At 66.2% G+C, this 21,141-nt stretch carries 19 protein-coding genes; 12 read left to right on the forward strand and 7 right to left on the reverse strand.

The genetic code is table 11. The features are described from left to right. Positions 1-434: 434 nt before the first annotated feature. The 6 genes from ntrC to F816_RS0113465 form a co-directional block, all read right to left on the reverse strand. Entirely contained in the window at positions 435-1,871 is a 1,437-nt protein-coding gene (gene ntrC, locus F816_RS0113440; protein ID WP_019595151.1) for a nitrogen regulation protein NR(I), read from the reverse strand. After that, positions 1,871-2,968 carry a nitrogen regulation protein NR(II) gene (glnL, locus tag F816_RS0113445; protein WP_018937437.1) on the reverse strand — a complete coding sequence of 366 codons (1,098 nt, stop codon included), beginning with the start codon at positions 2,966-2,968 and terminating at the stop codon, positions 1,871-1,873. The genes ntrC and glnL overlap by 1 nt, the downstream gene beginning before the upstream one ends. 188 nt (positions 2,969-3,156) lie before the next feature. Continuing rightward, positions 3,157-3,804 (reverse strand): DUF4124 domain-containing protein, encoded by a 648-nt coding sequence (locus F816_RS0113450; RefSeq protein ID WP_019595152.1) that lies wholly within the window; start codon positions 3,802-3,804, stop codon positions 3,157-3,159. Between the two features lie 102 nt (positions 3,805-3,906). Further along, positions 3,907-4,761, reverse strand: coding sequence for a hypothetical protein (locus F816_RS0113455; RefSeq protein WP_019595153.1), 855 nt, complete (start codon positions 4,759-4,761; stop codon positions 3,907-3,909). After that, the gene (locus tag F816_RS0113460; RefSeq protein WP_018950931.1) at positions 4,761-5,153 is read right to left on the reverse strand and encodes a DUF2782 domain-containing protein; all 393 of its coding nucleotides are present in this window, start codon (positions 5,151-5,153) and stop codon (positions 4,761-4,763) included. Before F816_RS0113460 ends, F816_RS0113455 begins: the two co-directional genes overlap by 1 nt. Before the next feature lie 2 nt (positions 5,154-5,155). After that, entirely contained in the window at positions 5,156-5,881 is a 726-nt protein-coding gene (locus F816_RS0113465) for a TIGR00730 family Rossman fold protein (protein ID WP_018950930.1), read from the reverse strand. Positions 5,882-6,025: 144 nt separating this feature from the next. Here F816_RS0113465 and polA point away from each other — a divergent pair, with 144 nt between their 5' ends. The 3 genes from polA to F816_RS0113480 are packed head-to-tail and all read left to right on the forward strand — an operon-like array spanning position 6,026 to position 9,906. Beyond that, the gene (polA, locus tag F816_RS0113470) at positions 6,026-8,728 is read left to right on the forward strand and encodes a DNA polymerase I (RefSeq protein ID WP_019595154.1); all 2,703 of its coding nucleotides are present in this window, start codon (positions 6,026-6,028) and stop codon (positions 8,726-8,728) included. Next, entirely contained in the window at positions 8,729-9,247 is a 519-nt protein-coding gene (locus tag F816_RS0113475; RefSeq protein ID WP_019595155.1) for a hypothetical protein, read from the forward strand. Between the two features lie 11 nt (positions 9,248-9,258). Then, the gene (locus tag F816_RS0113480; protein WP_019595156.1) at positions 9,259-9,906 is read left to right on the forward strand and encodes an SCO family protein; all 648 of its coding nucleotides are present in this window, start codon (positions 9,259-9,261) and stop codon (positions 9,904-9,906) included. Positions 9,907-10,188: 282 nt separating this feature from the next. Here F816_RS0113480 and yihA read toward each other — a convergent pair whose 3' ends face one another. After that, positions 10,189-10,803 carry a ribosome biogenesis GTP-binding protein YihA/YsxC gene (gene yihA / locus F816_RS0113485; RefSeq protein WP_019595157.1) on the reverse strand — a complete coding sequence of 205 codons (615 nt, stop codon included), beginning with the start codon at positions 10,801-10,803 and terminating at the stop codon, positions 10,189-10,191. Positions 10,804-10,963: 160 nt separating this feature from the next. On the opposite strand from yihA, the gene F816_RS0113490 reads away from it, so the two are divergent. The 9 genes from F816_RS0113490 to F816_RS0113530 form a co-directional block, all read left to right on the forward strand. Next, positions 10,964-11,587, forward strand: a complete 624-nt coding sequence (locus F816_RS0113490; RefSeq protein ID WP_019595158.1) for a cytochrome c — start codon at positions 10,964-10,966, stop codon at positions 11,585-11,587. Between the two features lie 266 nt (positions 11,588-11,853). Continuing rightward, a complete protein-coding gene (locus F816_RS0113495) occupies positions 11,854-13,923 on the forward strand; it encodes a cytochrome c biogenesis protein ResB (protein ID WP_019595159.1) in 2,070 nt (689 codons plus the stop codon). Between the two features lie 26 nt (positions 13,924-13,949). Then, positions 13,950-15,122 carry a c-type cytochrome biogenesis protein CcsB gene (gene ccsB, locus F816_RS0113500; protein ID WP_019595160.1) on the forward strand — a complete coding sequence of 391 codons (1,173 nt, stop codon included), beginning with the start codon at positions 13,950-13,952 and terminating at the stop codon, positions 15,120-15,122. Continuing rightward, a complete protein-coding gene (locus F816_RS0113505; RefSeq protein WP_018937447.1) occupies positions 15,123-15,755 on the forward strand; it encodes a thiol:disulfide interchange protein DsbA/DsbL in 633 nt (210 codons plus the stop codon). A 27-nt stretch (positions 15,756-15,782) separates the two neighbouring features. Then, positions 15,783-17,423 (forward strand): acetolactate synthase large subunit, encoded by a 1,641-nt coding sequence (locus F816_RS0113510; protein ID WP_019595161.1) that lies wholly within the window; start codon positions 15,783-15,785, stop codon positions 17,421-17,423. A gap of 37 nt (positions 17,424-17,460) precedes the next feature. Continuing rightward, entirely contained in the window at positions 17,461-18,342 is an 882-nt protein-coding gene (locus F816_RS0113515) for an endonuclease/exonuclease/phosphatase family protein (RefSeq protein WP_019595162.1), read from the forward strand. 117 nt (positions 18,343-18,459) lie between these two features. Beyond that, a complete protein-coding gene (locus F816_RS0113520) occupies positions 18,460-19,746 on the forward strand; it encodes a GGDEF domain-containing protein (protein ID WP_019595163.1) in 1,287 nt (428 codons plus the stop codon). Positions 19,747-19,765: 19 nt separating this feature from the next. Beyond that, entirely contained in the window at positions 19,766-20,650 is an 885-nt protein-coding gene (locus tag F816_RS0113525; protein WP_019595164.1) for a PfkB family carbohydrate kinase, read from the forward strand. A 203-nt stretch (positions 20,651-20,853) separates the two neighbouring features. Next, positions 20,854-21,141: transposase (locus tag F816_RS0113530; RefSeq protein WP_019594798.1), on the forward strand; the 288-nt coding region annotated here is incomplete at its 3' end.

Genomic DNA, 21,141 nt, shown 5'->3' on the forward strand with positions numbered 1-21,141 from the left:
CTCCAGATCCCGGACCCACATGCAGTCGAGCTTGTTCTTGCTCACATCAATGCCAATATGCGCCATCTCGTCCTCTCGCCTTGTCCGTACAGCCTCACCCGTCCCTCACGGGGGGCATTGGATACCGTTCAAACTTCGAGATGGAAAAGGACTCGGGGGCCCATCTACGAAACAGGTTCGTGACCTCAGGATGCGTTCGGGTTACCCCGAGCCCGGTACGGTTCATGGTAGCGATCCGTGAACCGCAAGACACAAGGATGCGTTGAGCCATGCGAAACGCATCGGGGCCGAGCCATCCCGTGTGACCGATGCGATTCGCTGCGCTCATCGGCATCCTACCCGTAACAAAACGATCCCTGGTTTTCTCCATGTCCTCCGCGATCTCTGTGGTTAAATCGCCCTTGCCCTTCTTCGTGCCTTCGCGGTGAAAAAACCTACTCGTCGTCGAGGCCGAGTTCCTGGATCTTGCGAGTGAGGGTGTTGCGGCCCCATCCAAGCAGGGCGGCCGCCTGCTGGCGGTGACCACCGGTCGCGTTCAGGGCCTCGCGGATCACCGTGCGTTCCAGCTGGGGCAAGACCGAGCCCAGCAGGTCGTGATCGCCGCGCTGCCAGTGCTGGCGGGCGACCTGGGCGAGTTCGGCGGTCCAGTCCCGCGGGCCGGCAGCGACACGGACCGGGGCACTCCCGGGCTCGGCGCGGGTCTCGGTCGGCTGGTGCAGCTCGGCCGGCAGGTCATCCAGGTGCACCTCGCGGCCCGACGCCATCACGGTGAGCCAGCGGCAGGTGTTTTCCAGCTGGCGGACGTTCCCCGGCCACGGCAAACGCTGCAGCTCCGCGACCACCTCGGGGCGCATGGTCTTGGCCTCCACCCCCAGCTCCTGAGCGACCTCAGCCATGAAGTGCTGTACCAGCAACGGGATATCCTCCGGCCGCTCGCGCAGGGATGGCACGTGGATGCGGATCACGTTCAGGCGGTGGAACAGATCCTCGCGGAACAAGCCCGCGCGGACGCGTTCTTCCAGGTCCTGGTGGGTCGCGGCGATGATGCGCACGTCTACCCGGATCGGGGTATGGCCGCCCACACGGTAGAACGTGCCATCGGACAGCACCCGCAACAGACGCGTCTGCAGGTCGAACGGCATATCGCCGATCTCGTCGAGGAACAGGGTGCCGCCATCGGCCTGCTCGAAGCGGCCCTTGCGACTCTGGTTGGCTCCGGTGAACGCGCCGCGTTCGTGACCGAACAGCTCGCTTTCGAGCAGATCCTTGGGGATGGCTGCGGTGTTCAGCGCGATCAACGGCTGGTCGGCGCGCGGGCTGTGCTGGTGCAGGGCCCGCGCGACCAGCTCCTTGCCGGTACCGGATTCGCCATTGATCAGCACGGTGATATTGCTGCGCGATAGCCGCCCGATGGCGCGGAACATCTCCTGCATGGCCGGGGCCTCGCCGATGATCGGGGTCTCCTCGATCTCGGGACCGGCGGGACCGTTCTCCTGCCCGGCGCGGCGCGCCTCCAGCGCGCGCTGCACCAGGGCCACGGCCTCGTCCACGTCGAACGGCTTGGGCAGGTACTCGAAGGCCCCGGTCTGGTAGGCGCCCACCGCGCTCTCCAGATCGGAGAAGGCGGTCATGATGATGACCGGCGGCGGATCCGGGCGGGTCTGCATGCGGGCCAGGAAATCCAGCCCGTTCAGGCCCGGCATGCGGATGTCGGCGACGATGGTGTCCGGGACCGGATCCCGCTCGAGCGCCGCCCAGGCAGCGTCCGCGGTCTCGAAACCGCGAACGGCAATCGCGTGACGCTGGAGGGCGCGTTCCAGCACCCAGCGAATCGAGTCGTCGTCGTCAATGATCCAGACGATGGGTTCCATCAGTGCGTCTCCTCCCGGCCCTGGGGGGAATCAATAGGAAGCAGGATGTCGAATGAGGTCGCCCCCGGGCGCGAATGGCATTCGATCAAGCCGTCATGCAGCTGGATCAGGCTCTGGGCAATCGGCAGCCCCAGCCCGGTGCCCTCGGCGCGCCCGGTCACCATGGGGAAAAAGATGCGTTCGCGGATCTCCTCCGGGATGCCGGGGCCATTGTCGCGCACACTCAGTTTGGCCACCAGCCGGTGGCGTTTCCCGGAGATCGTGTACTGGCGCAGGATCCGCGAGCTCAGGGTGATCTGCCCCCCGTCTTCCAGTGCATGCACCGCGTTCTGCACCAGGTTGAGGATGGCCTGCACCAGCATGTCGCGATCCGCCTGCACGTCGGGAATACTGGGGTCGTAGTCGCCGCGGATCTTCAGCCCCAGCGGCAGTTGCACGCTGACCAGGCCCCGGACGTGCTCCAGGACCTCGTGCAGATTGACGGCCTCGCGCCGCGGCATGTTGTTCGGCCCCAGCATGCGGTCCACCAGGCTGCGCAGGCGGTCCGCCTCGCGGATGATGATCTGGGTGTATTCCTTGAGGCCCGAGTCGTCCAGCTCGCTGGCGAGCAACTGCGCCGCGCCGCGCAGCCCGCCCAGTGGGTTCTTGATCTCGTGGGCCAGCCCGCGGGTCACCGCACGGGTGATCGCCTGCTGCTTCTGCAACTGTTCCTCGCGGCTGATGCGCTCGTGGCGGTCGATGGCGTTCAGTTCGAACAGCAGCTGGCCCGGCCGCTCGCCGGCGGCGTGCAGTGGCGTGATGATCACGTCGGCCAGGAAGCTGTCGGCTCGGAGGGGCTCCATCTGACGGGCACGCAGCGTGATCGGCTGATCCAGGGTCAGCGCCGAGCGCAGGCGGTTGGCCAGATTCCGGTCCAGCTTGAGCCACTGCCCCAGTCCGTGGCCGACGATGCGTTCGCGGCTAAGCCCGAGCAGGACCTCGGCCGCACTGTTCAGGCTCAACAGGCGCAGTTCTGCATCGGTCACCAGCACGGCCGTGGAGAGGTCGTCCCACCAGGGCGGGGTGGTCATACCGGGATTGGCAGCGGGCGTAGTCATCGAAAGGCCTCAAGCAGGAATTGCGCCAAGCGAAAATCGCCGGGCGGGACGCTGAAGCCGAGGGCTGCGTCACACCAGAAGCCTGGCCGCCGACACCCTTGAAACCGAAACGCCCCAGAGTGGTGCAATAATAGCACCAATCTGGGGCGCCGAACGCACCACTTCGGTGCGATATACGACTGCCGTCGTCAATTCGGGCCAGGCGTCACCGGCTGCGGCGCCCGGGGAGCCTGCGGTGCCTGCGGTGCACCGCCCGATGGAAACTGCTGAGGCCGTTGCTGCTGTTGCTGGCTGCGCGGGATGGCCATGCGCAGCACGTTGAACTCGATGGTATCGCTGGCACCCAGTTCCTGACCCGACTCGTCTACGACCCGCGCCTGCAGGGTATAGGCACCGCGGTTCAGGCCCTGGAAGGTCGCGCTCGTCGAGGCCCCCTCGCCGGCGGCCTCCCCGTCCAGCAACCAGACCACGCGGTGGCCGGCATCGGCGTCAAGCGCCGGTTCAATCTCGATCTCCGCGGTCACATTGCCATCGTTCGCCCGCACGCCCTCGCCATCCCCCGGCCGCGCGATGGCGACCCGCTGGTAGGCACCCTCCGCTTCGGGCTGACCGCGCGGGCGCACGGGGCGCTCGAGGATCTCACGCGCGCCCTCCAGCGGCACGCCCCGCATCGGCTCACGCACATCGACCGATTCGCTACGGCTCCCCTCGGGGGGGCGGTCGCCAAAGTGGACATTGCCCTGATCGTCGGTCCAGCGATAGACGTCGGCACTAAGGAGCGCAGGGGCGAGAAGGGCGGCCAGGGGCAGCGCCAGCCAGACAGCGATTCGGAACATGGGCTTTCCTCCTTGGAAGGCACGGATCCACGACCCCGCCTCGTTGTGTTTGCGAACGACCGGCCCAGGCGCCCCACACGTCAGTGCGGGCCGGCTGGGCCATCAAGCCGCGGCGCGAACCCAGATACCCTGCAAGCGAGCCGCTTCTGCCTGAAGGGCTGCCAGCCGTTCGCGCTCGGTGCGCCCATCGGCCCCGGCCTCCAGTGCGGCGAGCCAGTCGTCCAGCGCAGCCAGGCGCAGCAGGGTTGGCGCCGCCCCTCGCTCGATGGCGGTCAACGGCCGCCGTCCGTTATATCCGGACAGCAACGCCCGGTAGCCCTCGGCATCCGGCCGCCCCGCGTCATCCACGGCGACTGCCAGGGCGAGCCGTGCAACCTGCCAGAAGGCCGGCACCGGCGCGGGCGGGAGGACCAGATCGGCCAGGCCGGCGCCCTCCGGATAGATGCGGACCGTCTGCCAGACGCTTCCCGCCAGCGGCAGGTCCTCGAAACGGTAAAGCCCCTGATGGTGCAGCTCGGCATCCAGGATGGTCCGCGATTCGGCATCCAGAGAAGGCGTGATTGTGTCCGCACGCTCGCGCATCCTCTGCTGCAGCACGCCGCGTCGGTAGCCGTCTCCAGCGGGCAGGGTGCCGGCCGTGTGGCGGCCCTGCCAGTCGGCCGCGCGCTCGCCCAGGGCCTCCAGGCTGCCAGGCCCCTCGGCCGCCACCGTGCCCTGAATGGCCTGGCCACGCTCGAGCACCAGGACCACCTGCCCGGCCGCATCATCTGTACCCCGGCCGATCACGCGGCCACAGCCAGCAGGGACCTCGGCGAGGGCCTGCTCCAGGGCCGGCGCCGCAGCAGCCGGCAGGCGCAGGCACTGCACCGGCCGACCGTCGAGTTCCGGCCCCTCGGGACCGACCGTCAGCACCAGGTCGGCAAGCTCGCCGCAGCGCTGAATTTCGGATTCATTCATTACCATCGGAAAATCACCCAGGACGGGGGTACAAAGTCGGGATCCAGCTCGTTGCGGCGACCATCCAGCGTGCCATCGCCAGTGGTATCAATCAGGTAGTAGGTCGGGCCGACCGCGGGCGTAACCTCGACCATGACCAGCTCGCCGCCCATGCGGTACTCGCGCCGCGTCTCGCCGTCGCGCTCGATAATGATGATGTCGGCCTCTTCCAGGGAGCGCTGCTCGCGGGCGCGCTCGTCCAGCACCGGGGGCGGCGGATCGGCAGCCTCGTCCAGTTCCGGCGGCGGCGGGGCATCCCCCCACTCGCGGTCTTCCTGCGCCAGCGCCGAACCGGGCACCAGCAGCAGGGCCGCCAGCAGCGACAGGGGCAGGCTCAGGCGGGTCGGGGTCATCGTCACAGCTCCATCAGTCGTTTCTTTTCTTCCGCGGACGGCTCGAAGCTGCGCGTCTCGTAGTGCTCGAAAATCGCGCTCACCACATCCTCCGGCGAATCTACCAACGAGTATAGCTGCAGGTCCTCCTCGTCGATGGTGCCCTGTTCCACCAGGGTATCCTGGAACCAGTCGAGCAGCCCCTTCCAGAACTCGCTGCCCACGAGGACCACGGGAATACGCCGAGTCTTGCCGGTCTGCACCAGCGTCAGGATCTCCGCCAGCTCGTCCAGTGTGCCAAAGCCGCCCGGCAGGACCACGTAGGCGGATGCATACTTCACGAACATCACCTTGCGCGAAAAGAAGTGGCGAAAGCCGAGCCCGATGTCCTGATAGGGATTGGAACTTTGCTCGTGGGGCAGCTGGATGTTCAGGCCGATGCTCGGCGAGTGCCCGGCGAAGGCGCCCTTGTTGGCCGCCTCCATGATGCCCGGCCCGCCACCGCTGACCACCGCAAAGCCGGCATCCGACAGCTGGCGCGCGGTCGTCTCGCCCAGCTGGTAATAGCGATGCTCCGGGGGAAAGCGTGCAGAACCAAAGATGCTGACCGAGGGCTTGATGTGCGCCAGGCGCTCGAAGCCCTCCACGAACTCCGCCATGATCTGGAAGATCTTCCAGCTTTCGCGGGTCAGGGCAGAGTCATCAATCGGACGCAGGCCCGGGTGTTCGGCACGTTCACGGTTGTTCATGCGGCGGGTTCCTCGGATGGAGACTCAAGCGTAACGGGCGCCCCGCGTCCATACAAACGTATCCATACAAATGGCCCGCACGAATGGGCGCCTCACGGCCAGCCCTGTAGAATGGCGCGCGTTCCCTGTCCGGATTCCGCCTGCATGTCGCAACCGCCCCTCGTCCTGGTCGACGGCTCGTCCTACCTGTTCCGCGCGTTTCACGCCCTGCCGCCACTGACCGCGCCGGATGGCGCCCCGACCGGCGCGATGATTGGCGTGGCCAACATGCTGCGCAAGCTGCGCGCAGACTACGGGCCGGAGCACATGGCGGTGGTGTTCGACGCCAAGGGCAAGACCTTCCGCGACGACATCTACCCCGAATACAAGGCCACCCGCCCCCCGATGCCGGATGAGCTAGCGGCCCAGATCGAGCCCCTGCACGAGCTGGTCCGGGCGATGGGCCTGCCGCTGCTGTGCGTCGGGGGTGTCGAGGCCGACGACGTGATCGCGACCCTGGCCGATCAGGCGGCGCGCGCCGGCCATGCGGTGGTGATCTCCACCGGCGACAAGGACCTCGCCCAGCTGGTGGATGATCGCATCACGCTGGTGAATACCATGAGCGGCGTCACCCTGGACCCGGACGGCGTGCGGGAGAAGTTCGGCGTCGCCCCGGAGCAGATCGTCGATTATCTCGCGCTCATGGGCGACAGCGTCGACAACGTCCCGGGCGTCGACAAGGTCGGCCCGAAGACCGCAGCCAAGTGGATCGCGAAGTACGGCGACCTCGACACCATCCTCGAGCAGGCCGACGACATCGGCGGCAAGATCGGCGAGAACCTGCGCGCGGCCACCGACCGGTTGCCGACCTCGCGCGAGCTGATCACGGTCAAGCGCGATGTCCCCCTGGATGTTGGCCCCGACGACCTCGCGATCCAGGAGCCGGACCATGACCGCCTGCTGGAGATGGTGCGCCGCTACGGCTTCACTCGCTGGCGCGCGGAACTGGAAGGCGGCAACGGCGATACCGCCGCCGACAACCCCGGACCCGCACAGACGAAGGGCGACTACCAGACCGTTCGCCAAGAGGCCGATTTCGCTGGGCTACTGGAGCGCCTGGACAAGGCCGAGCGCGTGGCCTTCGACACCGAGACCACCAGTCTGGATGCGATGCGTGCCGAACTGGTAGGCATGTCGTTCGCGTTCGAGCCGGGTACCGCGTACTACCTGCCGCTCGCCCATACCGGGCCGGATGCGGACCCGCAGTTACCGTTCGACGCGACGCTGGAGCGCCTGAAGCCCTGGCTGGAATCGGCGGACCACGGCAAGCTGGGCCATCACCTGAAGTACGACCGCAACGTGCTGGGCAATCACGGCATCACCCTGCGCGGCATTCAGGACGATACCCTGCTCGAATCCTTCTGCCTGGACGCGGGTGCCAACCGCCACGACCTGGATTCCCTGGCCGAGCGCCACCTGGACTACAAGACCACGCACTACGAGGACGTGGCGGGCAAGGGCGCGAAGCAGATTCCATTCGCCGAAGTGGATATCGGCATCGCCACCGATTACGCCGGCGAGGATGCCGATATCTGTCTGCAACTGGATGCGGTGTTCCAGCCGCGCCTGAAGGAAGCGGAAGGCCCGGCCTTCGTCTACCGCGAGATCGAGATGCCGCTGATCCCGGTGCTGGCGGATATCGAGCGCGCAGGCGTGAAGGTCGACCCGGACCAGCTCGGCGCGCAGAGCCAGGCGCTGCTGACGGAGATGGAGCGCATCGAGCGCGAGGCCTTCGAGGAGGCCGGTGGCGAGTTCAACCTCGGCTCGCCCAAGCAGATCCAGGAGATCCTGTTCGAACGCCTGGGGCTGCCGGTGCTGCGGCGCACGCCCAAGGGCCAGCCCTCGACCGCCGAGGACGTGCTGGAACAGATGGCGGGTGACTACGCCCTGCCACGCCTGATCCTGGAGCACCGCGGGCTGTCCAAGCTGCGCAGCACCTACACCGAGACCCTGCCCCGGCGCATCCACCCCAAGACCGGGCGGGTGCATACGTCCTATCACCAGTCGGGCGCGGCCACCGGACGCCTGTCGTCGTCGGAACCGAACCTGCAGAACATCCCGGTGCGCACCGAGGCCGGGCGGCGCATCCGCCAGGCCTTCATCGCCGAGGCGGGCCACCAGCTGCTGGCGGCCGACTACTCGCAGATCGAGCTGCGCATCATGGCCCACCTGTCGCAGGACGCGGGCCTGCTGCGCGCCTTCGCCGAGGGGCAGGACATCCACCGCGCGACCGCCGCCGAGGTCTTTGGCACAGAGCCGGACCAGGTCTCGAACGACCAGCGACGGGCGGCCAAGGCGATCAACTTCGGCTTGATCTACGGCATGTCCGCCTGGGGGCTGGCGCGCAACCTCGGCATCGAGCAGGGCGAGGCGCGCGAATACATCGACCGCTACTTCAATCGCTATCCCGGCGTGCACGACTATATGGAGAAGGCGCGCGCCAGCGGGCGCGAGAACGGCTATGTCGAGACGCTGTTCGGCCGTCGCCTGTACCTGCCGGAGATCAACAGTCGCAACGGCGCCCGGCGCCAGCAGTCCGAGCGCGTCGCGATCAACGCCCCGATGCAGGGCACGGCCGCCGACATCATCAAGCGCGCGATGGTGCGGGTCGCGAACGACCTGGCCGAATCGCAGATCGATGCCCGCATGATCATGCAAGTGCACGATGAACTCGTATTCGAAGTCGCCGACGGCGCACTGGATGCGTTGACCGACCTCGTGCGCCAGGCCATGAGCGGCGCCGCCGATCTCGACGTGGAGCTGGTGGTGGATATCGGCGTCGGCGCCAATTGGGACGATGCGCACTAAATGACGGACGCGCCCGCCATGCGCTTCAATCGGGTCGCCCCCTGGCTGGTCGCGATCCTGTTGCTGGCCACGGCATGGGTGCTGGCTGATCGCTATCTGGACACCGGCGGTTCGGGCGACGTCACGATTCTCCAACCGGGCGAGTGCGATCTGAACGTCGCCGCCTGCACCGCCACCCATCCGGCAGGCGGCACGCTCACCCTGGAGATCGCGCCGCGCCCGGTGCCGATGCTGCAACCCCTGGCCCTGACCCTGGATCTGGATGCGACCGCGCGGACCCACTTGGGCCACCCGGAGGCCCTGGAACTGGACCTGGCCGGGGTGGAGATGTACATGGGTTTTCAGCGCCCGCGACTGGAACACGCCGGCGACGGGCGTTACACCGGCGAGACCACCCTGCCCATCTGCACCACCGAGGCCATGACCTGGGCCGCCACCGTAATGCCCGCGGGCGACCCCGATGCGGCCCGGGTCCAGTTCCGCTTCGTCACCCGCCGCAGCCACAGCGACACACCCTGAGGGAGATCGACATGCAGCGCATTCCGCTGAGCAGCCTGTTATGGGCGCTGGCCGTGCTGGCGGCCGGTGCCCTGCTCGTCTTCGTGATGCTCCGCCCGGCCCCGCCGCCCGTGCCCCAGGGGGCCGACCACGAACGCCTGCCGGTGGCGGATGCGGTATCCGGCGGGCCGATCGAACTGCCGGTATCCACCGAGGGCAACCGGTTCCGGCTCGCGGACCTGGAAGGGCAATACGTCTGGGTGTACTTCGGCTACACCGCCTGTCCGGATGCCTGCCCCACCAGCCTGGGCTGGGTCAGCGCCGCGCTGGATCGCCTGCCCCCGGAACTGGAGGACAAGGTGGCCGCGGTACTGGTGAGCGTCGACCCGGAACGCGACGACGCCCAGCGCCTGAAGACCTACGTCGGCCACTTCCACCCGGCCATCCAGGCCGCTACGGGTTCCCACGAAGAGCTAGGGCCGATCACCGAACGCTACGGGGTGTTCTACGAGCGCACCGAGATCGACTCGGCCATGGGGTATGTGGTGGATCACAGCTCGTCCACCTACCTGATCGGGCCCGAAGGCGAACTCCTGGAGATCCACCCGCACGGGACATCGGCAAGCGAGCTGGTGGCTACCTTGCAGGCCCGAATCGAGGGCCATGAGGGTCGCGAATAAGTTCGCCCCTTTCACGCAGGACGCCCGTGTGAGGCCGGGGCAATCGATTCTGTGAAAAAATTCGCAATCCAGACGGATCCGGCCGGAACTTTGCCCGGACGACGCTTTCTCACTTCATAAGCGCTCTAGCCCAGCGCGGCCCGCTTCTCTCCCTGAGCGGGCACTAGGCCTCTCCACCCCCTGTAGAGGCCGAAATTAGCCCCGGTCCTACCCCAAGGCCGGGGCTTCTTTTTGTCCAAGCCTCCTGACCCAACGCCTGACACCCGGGCCCATGCCCGTGGGTCAACCGGACTCGTGGTCGACCAGCCAGTCGCCGAGCAGGCCGCGCAAATCGTCCACGCCCTGGTTTTTCAGGGAAGAAAAGGTCTGCAGCGTCGCCTCCACGCCCATGACCTCGAGCTCGCCATGGGCCTTGCGCAGCTGCCGATCGGCCTCCTGGCGCGAGAGCTTGTCCGCCTTGGTCAACACACAGTGCAGGCGGCAGCGCTCCAGCGAGACCCACTCCAGCAGCTGGCGATCCAGGTCCGTCAGCGGGCGGCGGATATCCATGATCAGCACCAGCCCAATCAGGTTTTGGCGCGTCCGCAGATATGCCCCCAGCAACTGGTCCCACTCGGCCCGCTTTCCGGCCGAGACCTTGGCAAAGCCGTAACCCGGCAGGTCCACCAGCCGCCAATGCTCTGCCGGCGGCAGGCTGAACAGATTGATCTCCTGGGTGCGTCCCGGTGTGCGCCCGACCCGCGCCAGTGCCTTGCGCCCGCACAGGGCGTTCAGGGCACTCGACTTACCGGCATTGGAACGCCCGGCAAAGGCGATCTCGACGCCGGCATCCTCGGGGAGCTGGGATAGCTGAGCCACCCCGCGCATGAAGGCGGTCTCGCGGAATCGGGGTTGCATGGGGGGATACAGTCCTTGGCCGAGTGCGGGGCTCGGTTTATTTTTGAGTACAAATTAGCATTGTGCTATAAACTGCGCCCCTTATGTTGATCGCCCTGCCATGGGGCACAAGGAACGGGTCGAGACCCGGCACGCATTTACAAGCAGGAGATTCTCCATCATGAACCACAAGCTTTCCGCTCTCTTTGCTGCCCTGTCCGTATCCCTGCTGCTCCCGCTGTCGGCGGCCCAGGCGGGCGATCCTCAGCGCGGCCAGGAACTCTCCCAGTCCTGCGCGGCTTGCCACCAGGCTGACGGCAACAGCGTCAACCCGGAATGGCCCAAGCTCGCCGGCCAGCACCCGAAGTACACCACCAAGCAGCTGGAAGACTACAAGTCCGGCCGCCGTGAAAACTCGCTGATGGCCGGCCAGGTTGCCAACCTGGACGAGCAGGACATGCGTGACCTGTCCGCCTACTTCGCCGAGCAGAGCATCAGCAGCGGCACCGCCGACGAAGAAGTCGTCGAGCGCGGCGAACAGATCTACCGCGGCGGCATCCCGTCGCAGAATGTCGCCGCCTGCATCGCCTGCCACGGCCCCAACGGCAACGGCAACCCGGAAGCGATGTTCCCGGCCGTCGCCGGCCAGCACGCACAGTACAGCGCCGACCAGCTGCGCTACTTCCGCAGCGGCGATCGCGCCAACGACAACGGTCGCATGATGCGCAATGTCGCGCGCAACATGTCGGATTCCGACATCGAGGCCGTGTCCCAGTACATGGCCGGCCTGCAGACCGGTAACTGATCCGGTCCGCAGTTGTGCCGCGCAGGATGGGCGGCAAAGCGACCCAGGAAAGGGGCGGCCGAGGCCGCCCCTTTTTGTTGGGCGCAAGAAAACCACGTTTTGCGGGAATGCCCTCGTAGCCACTTGCGTCATGGTGGGGCACGACCGAACTCCTCGGCACGCCATCGGTCCACCCAGTGCTCGCGGAACGCCCGTGCAGTTTGTCTTGGAAATTGAACCCCCTCGGGTTGCTTCGCATAGTCGCCAGGGTTAAAGCAGGTTTCAGAATGTCGAATATCGATCAGGCCGCAGACGCCGGCCCGTCCTCCGCATCTCGCCAGAAAGCCACCCGCAAGCCGCGGCGCAGCCGCATCCTTGTGGATTTCATGGGCTCGATGACCCTGGCGATCACCCTGCTGGTGGCGCTGTCCATCGCCTCCGTGATCGGCACCGTACTGGTGCAGAACGAGCCCTATACGGAGTACCTGATGGATTTCGGGCCGTTCTGGCACGAGATCTTCGCCGGGATGGGCCTGTATCAGGTGTACTCCGCCACTTGGTTCCTGCTGGTGGTGGCCTTCCTGGTCATCTCCACCTCCTTCTGCGTCTATCGCCAGTCGCCCGGACTGCTGAAGGATCTGCGCCGCTACAACCTGCAGGTCAAGGAAAAATCCCTGCGCTCGTTTCACTCGAGCGCCACCGGCGAACTCGACCAGCCGCAGGATGAATTCGTCGAGCACGCCCATCGGGTGTTGAAGGCCCAAGGCTTCAAGGCCCGCGAGAAGAACAGCGACGGCCAGACCGTCATCGCCGCGATGCGCGGGCGCTGGAACCGCCTGGGCTACCTGCTGACCCATGTCGGTATTGTCGTCATCTGTGTCGGCGCCCTGGCCGATGGCACGACCCTGCTCAAGATCAACGAATGGCTAGGGAACCTGGAGATCGAGACCCGCAGCGTGCCGATCTCCGAGGTCCCGCGCTCGGCATGGATCCCGGACTGGAACCCGTCCTTCCGAGGTTCGGTGGAGATCCCCGAGGGCGCCTCGGCCAACGTGGTCTTCCTGCCGATGCGGGAAGGCTATTTCGTCCAGGAACTGCCGTTCCGCATCGAACTGGAGGAGTTCCGCATTGAGCGCTTCTCCACCGGCGCCGAGAGCTCCTACGAATCGGACCTGATCATCCACGATCCGAACCGCGACGAGCCGCTGCGGCATACGATCTCGGTCAACTATCCGCTGATCTACAACGGCTATGCCATCTTCCAGGCCAGTTTTGCCGACGGCGGCACCCGTCTGGACATCGACGCCATCCCGCTGGGTCCCGAGGCGCTGCAAGCGCTCGAAGTCCCCGGCCGCGTGTTCCAGGAGATGGACATCCCGACCCCGGATGGCGATACCCGTACCATCGAGTTCACCAACTTCCAGCTGGAGAACGTGGTCCCGCTCCTGAATGAAGAAGGCGTGCGCGAAAACCGGCACATGGGCCCGAGCTTCGACTTCCGCCTGATGGATCGCACCGGCCATGGCCTGTACTACCGCAACTACCAGCGCCCGGCCCTGCAGGAAGGGGCGATGTATTTCCTGAGCGGCGTGCGCGAGAGTCCGGCCGACGAGTTCCATTACCTGTTCCTGCCGGCCGATGCCGACAACTCGCTGGAACGTTTCCGCACCTATCTGGCCATGCTGCACAACCCGGAGGTGCGCAACGAGATCGCCCGCCAGGTCGCCCGTGACGACGACACCGTCGAAGGGTCGCAGAACCAGGCGATTGCGCAAACCGCGGCCGAGTTGATGGGACTGTTTGCCCAGGGCGGCTACATGGCCGTGCACAACGAGATCGAACGCCGCGTCCCGGCCGAACGCATCGAGGAAGTACGCGACCTGATGGTCCGCATCCTTCACGCCGGCCTCCAGGGGCTTTACATGGAGGTCCTGCAGGACGAGGGTGTGGTCTCGATCCAGGAAGAGGAACAGCGCTTCCTGGAGGACACGATCTCGGCGATCAACGCGATCAGCCTGTATCAGTCACCGTTCTTCTTCCACCTGAAGGACTTCGAGCACCGCGAGGCCTCGGGCCTGCAGATCGCCCGCGCCCCGGGCCAGAGCACGGTGTACGTCGGCAGCACCATGCTGATTGTCGGGATCTTCCTGCTGTTCTACGTGTCCTATCAGCGCCTGTGGATCATGGCGCGGCGGCGCGAGGACGGCGAAGGCACCCACGTGGTGATGGCCGGCACCAGTAACCGCCATCAAGTGGAATTCGAGGAACGTTTCGCGCATCTTAAGCGCTGGATCATCGAGCAAAAGCCGGTCCGTTCGGACTCGGCTGGCGACGACAGTCACAACAAGAACGCCTGACCCGCGCGTCACCGGAGGAGCACACCATGTCTGTACCCCACGAGGCCCTGGATTTCGAACGGCCCGGTTTCTTCCGCCAACTGCAGTGGCGCGACTGGGCCTACTTTGCACTGATGGCCGCCGTAGCGGTGGTCTCGCTGACGCTCTTCGGCGAGAACATGGACCGCTACGACATCGGCGGCCTGATCCTTGCGGTCGGCACCAGCGCCTGGATGGGCTGGTTCTGGCGCCCATGGCAGGCCTTCTCGGTCATCGTCGGGGTGCTGGCGCTGTTCGGCATCTGGCTTTACGGCGACAGCCTGGCCGCCAACGAGACCAATTTCTGGCTGAACTACATCGGCTCCGGTCAGGCCGGCGTCATGTGGATGAGCGTGTTCCTCTATCTCTCTACTGTCGCCTACCTGATGGGCCTGTTCTCCAATTCCGATTTCCCCGCCCGCGTAGGTGCCGCCTTCGCCTGGGTCGGCGCGGGTGCCGGGACCATGGCGCTGCTAGTGCGCTGGCGCGAGATCTACCTGACCGACCCGACCTGGGGCTACATCCCGGTGGCCAACCTCTACGAGGTGTTCATCCTGTTTGCGGCCCTGACTGCGCTGATGTACCTGTACTACGAGCAGCGCACCGGCTCGCGCAACATGGGCGCCTTCGTGATGCTCATCATCGCGGCCGCGGTCACCTTCCTGCTGTGGTACATGTTCACCCGCGACGCGCACATCGTCGAGCCGCTGGTTCCGGCGCTGAACAGCTGGTGGATGAAGATCCACGTACCCACCAATTTTGTGGGCTACGGCGGCTTTGCCATCGCCGCCATGCTGGGCGTCGCCTTCCTGATCCGCGATCGCCTGGAACGCACGCGGCCGGACGCCGCGATCACCCAGCGCATCCCGTCCAAGGACACCCTGGACAGCGTGATGTACAAGGCCATCGCGATCGGCTTTGCCTTCTTCACCATCGCCACCGTGCTCGGCGCGATGTGGGCGGCCGAGGCCTGGGGCGGCTACTGGTCCTGGGACCCGAAAGAGACCTGGGCGCTGATCGTCTGGCTGAACTACGCGGCCTGGCTGCACATGCGCTTTACCAAGGGTTGGCGCGGCCCGACCATGGCCTGGTGGGCGATCGTGGGTCTGTTCATCACCACCTTCGCGTTCCTGGGTGTGAACATGTTCCTGTCCGGCCTGCATTCCTACGGAGAACTGTAAATGAAGCGTCGTGAATTCATGGGCGCCCTGGGCGGCGCCGGCCTGCTGCTCGCCACCGGTACCAGCCTCGCGGCCGAATACCGCGAAGGCCAGCACTACCGGGCCATCCAGCCGCCGCTTGACACCGGCCTGGAGGACGGCAAGATCCAGGTCGTCGAGATCTTCTGGTACGGCTGCCCGCACTGCTACGAATTCGAGCCCAAGGTTCAGGCATGGAAGCCCGGCCTGGCCGACGACGTACAGTTCGAATACCTGCCGGCACCGATGAACGATGTCTGGGCGCTGCATGCCCGGGTCTACTACACCGCCGAGAAGCTGGGCGTGCTCGACGAGGTGCATCAGGCGTTCTACGACGCGATCCACGATCAGGGCCGCCAGCTGCGCTCGGAAAGCGCCATCCTGCGCTTCATCAACCAGCGCGGACTGGACGCCGACGAGTTCCGCGAAACCATGCGCTCCGACGCGATTCGCCAGCGGATCGTCGAGGCCACCGAGGCGGTGCAGGACTACGGCGTGGGCGGCGTCCCCACCCTGGTCGTCAATGGCGAGGCTATCGTCTCCGCCAGCATGGCCGGCGGGCACGACGAAATGCTGGAGGTTGCCGACTACCTGATCGAACGTGCCCGCGGCTAACGCGGGCCCGTTCCGGCGGGTTCGGCTATGAGCGATCCGACCACCGCGCAGCGTCTGGTCGAGTGCCTCGAACAGGAGGGCGTGGAACGCATCTTCGGCCTACCCGGCGAAGAGAACATGGCCGTTCTCGACGCCCTGGCCGATTCCCCCATCGAGTTCGTCACCACCCGTCACGAGCAGGGCGCGGCCTTCATGGCCGACGTCCACGGGCGGCTATCCGGAAAGGCGGGCGTCTGCCTGGCGACCCTGGGGCCCGGCGCCACCAACCTGATCACCGGCGTCGCCGACGCCAACATGGATCACGCCCCCCTGGTCGCAATTGCCGGCCAGGCCAGCACCCATCGGCTGCACAAGGAATCGCACCAGGTCCTCGACCTGAAGGGCCTGTTCCAGCCGATCACCAAGTACAGCTCACAGGTACTGGAGCCCGAGATCCTGCCCGAGGTGATCCGCAAGGCCTTCAAGTGGGCCGAAGGCGGCAAACCCGGTGCCAGCTTCATCGAGCTGCCAGAGAACATCGCCGCGCTGCCGTGCCCGAATCCACCCTTGCCGGTACATGCCGGCCCGGCCGCCGTACCGGCCGAAGCGTCCCTGGAGGCGGCCGCGCGCCTGCTGAACGAGGCCCGGCACCCGCTGATTCTGGCCGGAAACGGCGTGATCCGTTCCGGCGCCAGCGGCGCCCTGGCCATGCTCGCCAGCGCCCTGAACATTCCGGTCGCCAACACCTTCATGGCCAAGGGCGTACTGCCGTTCCGCCATCCGCTGGCGCTGGGCTCGGTCGGTCTGCAAAGCCAGGACTTCGTGAATTTTGGCTTCCACAAGGCCGATGTGATCGTCTGCATCGGCTACGACCTGGTCGAATACCCGCCCAGCTTCTGGCATCCGGACGCCGACCGGACCCTGATCCATATCGACTCCGCGCCGGCCGAGATCGACGGTCACTACAATGTGACTGCCGAGGTACTGGGCGATCTGACGACCTGCCTGCACCGCCTGGCGGAACAGGTGAGCCCCCGCGAAGAGACCATCCTGCGCCCGCTACGCCAGAGCCTGATCGACGACATGAACGAGCACCGCAACGACACCCAGGTGCCGCTCAAGCCGCAGAAGCTGATCTGGGATCTGCGCACCGCCGCCGACCTCGACGCGATCATGATCACCGATGTGGGCGCGCACAAGCTCTGGATGGCGCGCATGTTCCGCTGCGAGCTACCCAATACCTGTCTGATCTCCAATGGCTTTGCCAGCATGGGGATCGCGCTCCCGGGCGCCATTGCCGCCGCCAAGCTCCACCCCGAACGCCAGGTGGTCGCGGTCACCGGCGATGCCGGCTTCCTGATGAACGTGCAGGAACTGGAAACGGCGGTTCGCCTGGGCCTCAACTTCGTTGTGCTGATCTGGAACGACAACGCCTACGGCCTGATCGAGTGGAAGCAGGTGCGCGAATATGGCCGCAAGGCCTTCGTCGAGTTCGGCAATCCGGACTTCGTGCAGCTGGCGCAGTCGTTCGGGGCGCACGGCGTGCGCATCGAACCCGGCGACAGCCTGGAGATGGCGCTGCGCGAGGCCCTGGTAACACCCGGGGTCACGATCATCGACTGCCCAGTGGACTACAGCGAGAACATGAAGCTGACGGAACGTTTGGGCGAACTGGTTTGTCCATTCTGACAACGCGGACTTGCCCGCCAGCAGGAGACGACCCGCGATGACCTCGATCGCGTCCGGCCATGATCGCACCGCGCCCACCGGGCCCGAGGGCGCGACACAACCGGAAGCCTCCACCCCGGAACGCCTGGGATATCACCACGAGCAGGGGAGCCAGCGCCTGCGGCTATTGAGCTTCAACGCCCAGGTCGGCATCCACTCCTCCCGGTTGCATCACTACCTGACCAACAGCTGGAAGCACGTGCTCCCCTACGGTGGGCGCATGGACAACCTCGACCGGGTGGCGCGCTTTATCTCGGAGTTCGACATCGTCGGTGTGCAGGAGCTGGACGGCGGTAGCCTGCGCAGCAACTTCGTCGATCTGGCCTCCTATCTCTCCGAACGCGCGCATTTCCCGTATACCTACAACCGGATCAACCGCGATCTGGGGCAGTTCGCCAAGCACTCCCTCGCCCTGTTCTCGCGCCTGGAGCCGGACCGGGTGCAAATGCACCGTCTGCCCGGAGCGCTGCCCGGCCGCGGCGCGATCGAGGCCCGCTACGCCATGGGCGACGGCGAGGAGCTGGTGCTGTTCCTGCTGCACCTGGCCCTGGGCAAGCGCACGCGGAAATCCCAGCTGGCCTACGTCGCGGAGCGCATCCAGGATTTTCCGCATGCCATCGTGATGGGCGACCTCAACTGCCAGCAGGACAGCGAGGAACTGCGGCAACTGGTCGCGCGTACCGGGTTGATGGAGCCGATGGCCTGCCCGGCCACCTATCCCGCCTGGGACCCACGTCGGGTCTTCGACCACATCCTGCTGACCCCCGACCTGCACGTCAGCGACGTGCGTGTATACAACGTGGCGCTCTCCGACCACCTGCCGGTCGGTATCGAGATCGAACTGCCGCAGCGCCAGGCTCTTCATGATCCAGCGCACTAAACCGATGTCGAAAGACGGGTACGGTTCGAGCGCCAGTGTCTACATGAGTCCGTGTTTCCCTGGCATCCACCCCATTTCCGCGTTTAAATAGGCGCGCCTACTATCCGGGATTTCCCGATGTCCGACAGCGATCTGCGCAAGACCATTATCGAGCTCGAGCGCTCGCTGGACCGGGAGCGAGCCCTGCAAGACGCGATCCGTCGGGTGGCCCTCAGGGCGCTCGCGGTGGTCTCCGCGAAAGTGCCGGCGCTGGAAGGCGCCGTGCGCGACCTGACCCGCGCCATCGAATCCGACCCCGGCGACACCGCCTGGCTGGATCGCCTGAGCGGCCAACTGGCCGACGCCGTGCGCTCCAGCGATCAGCGAGAGGACCTGGCGGACGGCATCCTCGCGGTCGTCCAGCGTGGCCTGCTCGGCTTCGAATTCCTCGACCCCGAGCTGGAGGCCCTCACCCGGGCCGCCGATCGGCGCGACAAAGCAGAGATCGAACGCACCCTCACACGCCTGTTTTCGGTGATGCACGACAAGTGCGAGCAGGCAATGACGGAGCGCGAAGAACTCACCGAGGTCGTCGGCGAGATCTGGCACCGCCTGGAAGACGTGGATACCGCCCTGTCCGAAGACGAGGCGCGCGGCCAGCGCGCCCGGGAATCGGTCTCCGAACTGCACGCGGGGATCTCCGGGGATGTCGAGCACATCAAAGGCCGGGTGGTCGACGTCGAGGACCTCGCGACCCTGCGCACCGAGGTGACCCGCGGTCTCGACCGCATGGTGGAGCGCGTCACCACGTTTCGGAACGAGCAGGAAGACGAACTGCAGGTGGCGCAGGAACGGAACCGCCTCTTGCGCTCCAAGGGCCGCAGCCTGGAGGGTCAAGTGCAAGCGCTGCGCAACCGGCTGGAGCAGGCGCGCGCCGAAGCCAGTCGCGACAGCCTCACCGGCCTGCCCAATCGAATGGCCTTCGAACAGCGGCTGCAGCAACTCCCCGCGGAACTCGAGAAATCGGGCGCGGCCTCGCTGCTGGTCTGGGACATCGACCACTTCAAGGCCATCAATGACGAGTACGGCCACACCGCCGGCGACAAGGTCCTGCGGGCGGTCGCCGAGATTCTGGCCGAGGGCGTGCGCGAGCCGGATTTCGTCGCGCGCTACGGCGGGGAGGAATTCGTGATGATCATCCATCGCGAGCCTGACGCTGCATACAGCCAGGCCAATACCATTCGCGACGCCGTGGATCGCCTGATCGTGCGCTCCGGCAAGACGCGTCTGAAGGTCACCATCTCCGCCGGGCTGGCCGGAATCGACCCCGCCGCCGCCCCGGAGGCGATATTCGATGCCGCCGACCACGCGCTGCTACAAGCGAAAAAGCGAGGCCGTGACCGCATCGAGCGGGCCGGCGACTGATCCACTGCCAAGGAAACCCATGAACGGCACGCCCCAACCCCACCTGATCTTCGGCGAAGTCCTGTTCGATTGCTTCCCCGACGGTACGCGCGTCCTCGGCGGCGCGCCCTTCAACGTCGCCTGGAATCTGCACCAGCTGGGCGAGGCCGCCTGTTTCGTGGGCGGCGTGGGGAACGACGCGGACGGCCGCAGCATCCGCGAGCGCATGAACCGCATCGGGATGGACACCCGCGGTCTGTACCACCATCCCGCGGCCCCCACCGGCCAGGTCCGCATCGCCCTGGAAGACGGCGAACCAACCTACACCATCGTCCCTGACCAGGCCTATGACACCGTTCCGGCGGAATGGGCGGACCAGCTGCCGGACACCGCGGGCCTCCTCTATCACGGCACGCTCGCCCTGCGCGCGGACAACCGCGAGCTACTGGAACGGTTACAGGCCCGCGCACAACATCGTTTCGTCGACGTGAACCTGCGCGCACCGTGGTACCAGCCAGACGACGTCCTCGCGCTGATGCGCGGCGCCGGCGTAGTCAAGCTGAACACCGACGAGGCGGCCACACTGGCCCCGGACGTTGCCGCACCGGAGCGCCCGGCGGCGCTCCTGGAACGCGCCGCGATCCGCTCCGCACTGATCATCACCCACGGCGCCGGCGGCGCAGCCATCCACACCACCGATAGCCAGCACTGGCAGGCCCCGGCCCCAACCGTCGACGGCTTCCGTGATGCCGTGGGCGCTGGCGACGCCTTCGCCAGCGTCGCCATCATCGGCCTACAAAACGGTTGGCCCTGGACGACGACCCTGGACCGCGCCCTCCAGTTCGCCGCCGCCCTCTGCACCCTGCAGGGTGCCACCAGCGAAGATCCCGACTTCTACCGCCGCGCCCGCACCGCCTGGAGCTAATCGCTCCCTCGCACAAGCAAGGCCCCGCCCACAAAAACCCGGCGGCAACCTGACTCCAGAGAAGGGGCTCAGCCCATCCTCACGCCAATGGGCAGCGATGAGAGCCAAGCCGAGCATGTATCGCTTGGAGACACTGTGCTGGTCTAATTTCCGTGGACACCTCGTTAGGTGGGACGATAACCCCCTGGACGAGGAGAACAACCATGGCACGCAAGCGCCGAAGCTTTTCAAGCGAATACAAGGAGCGCGTGGCCCGGATGGTGGTCGATGACGGTCTGGAGGTCTCGGTCGTATGCCGGGATCAGGATCTAGGCGAGACGGCCGTTCGGCGCTGGGTCGATCAACTCAAGGCGGAGCGCGCGGGGCAACTGGGCGAGGGTCGGCCGCTGACGGCGGAACAGCAGCGGATCCGCCAGCTCGAGGAAGAGAACCGGCGATTGAAGGAGGATAAGGAGCTGTTAAAAAAAGCGTCGGCCTTCTTCGCCCGGGAA

It is taken from the genome of Thioalkalivibrio sp. ALM2T, from assembly GCF_000381505.1.
In the GTDB taxonomy this organism is placed as follows: domain Bacteria; phylum Pseudomonadota; class Gammaproteobacteria; order Ectothiorhodospirales; family Ectothiorhodospiraceae; genus Thioalkalivibrio; species Thioalkalivibrio versutus.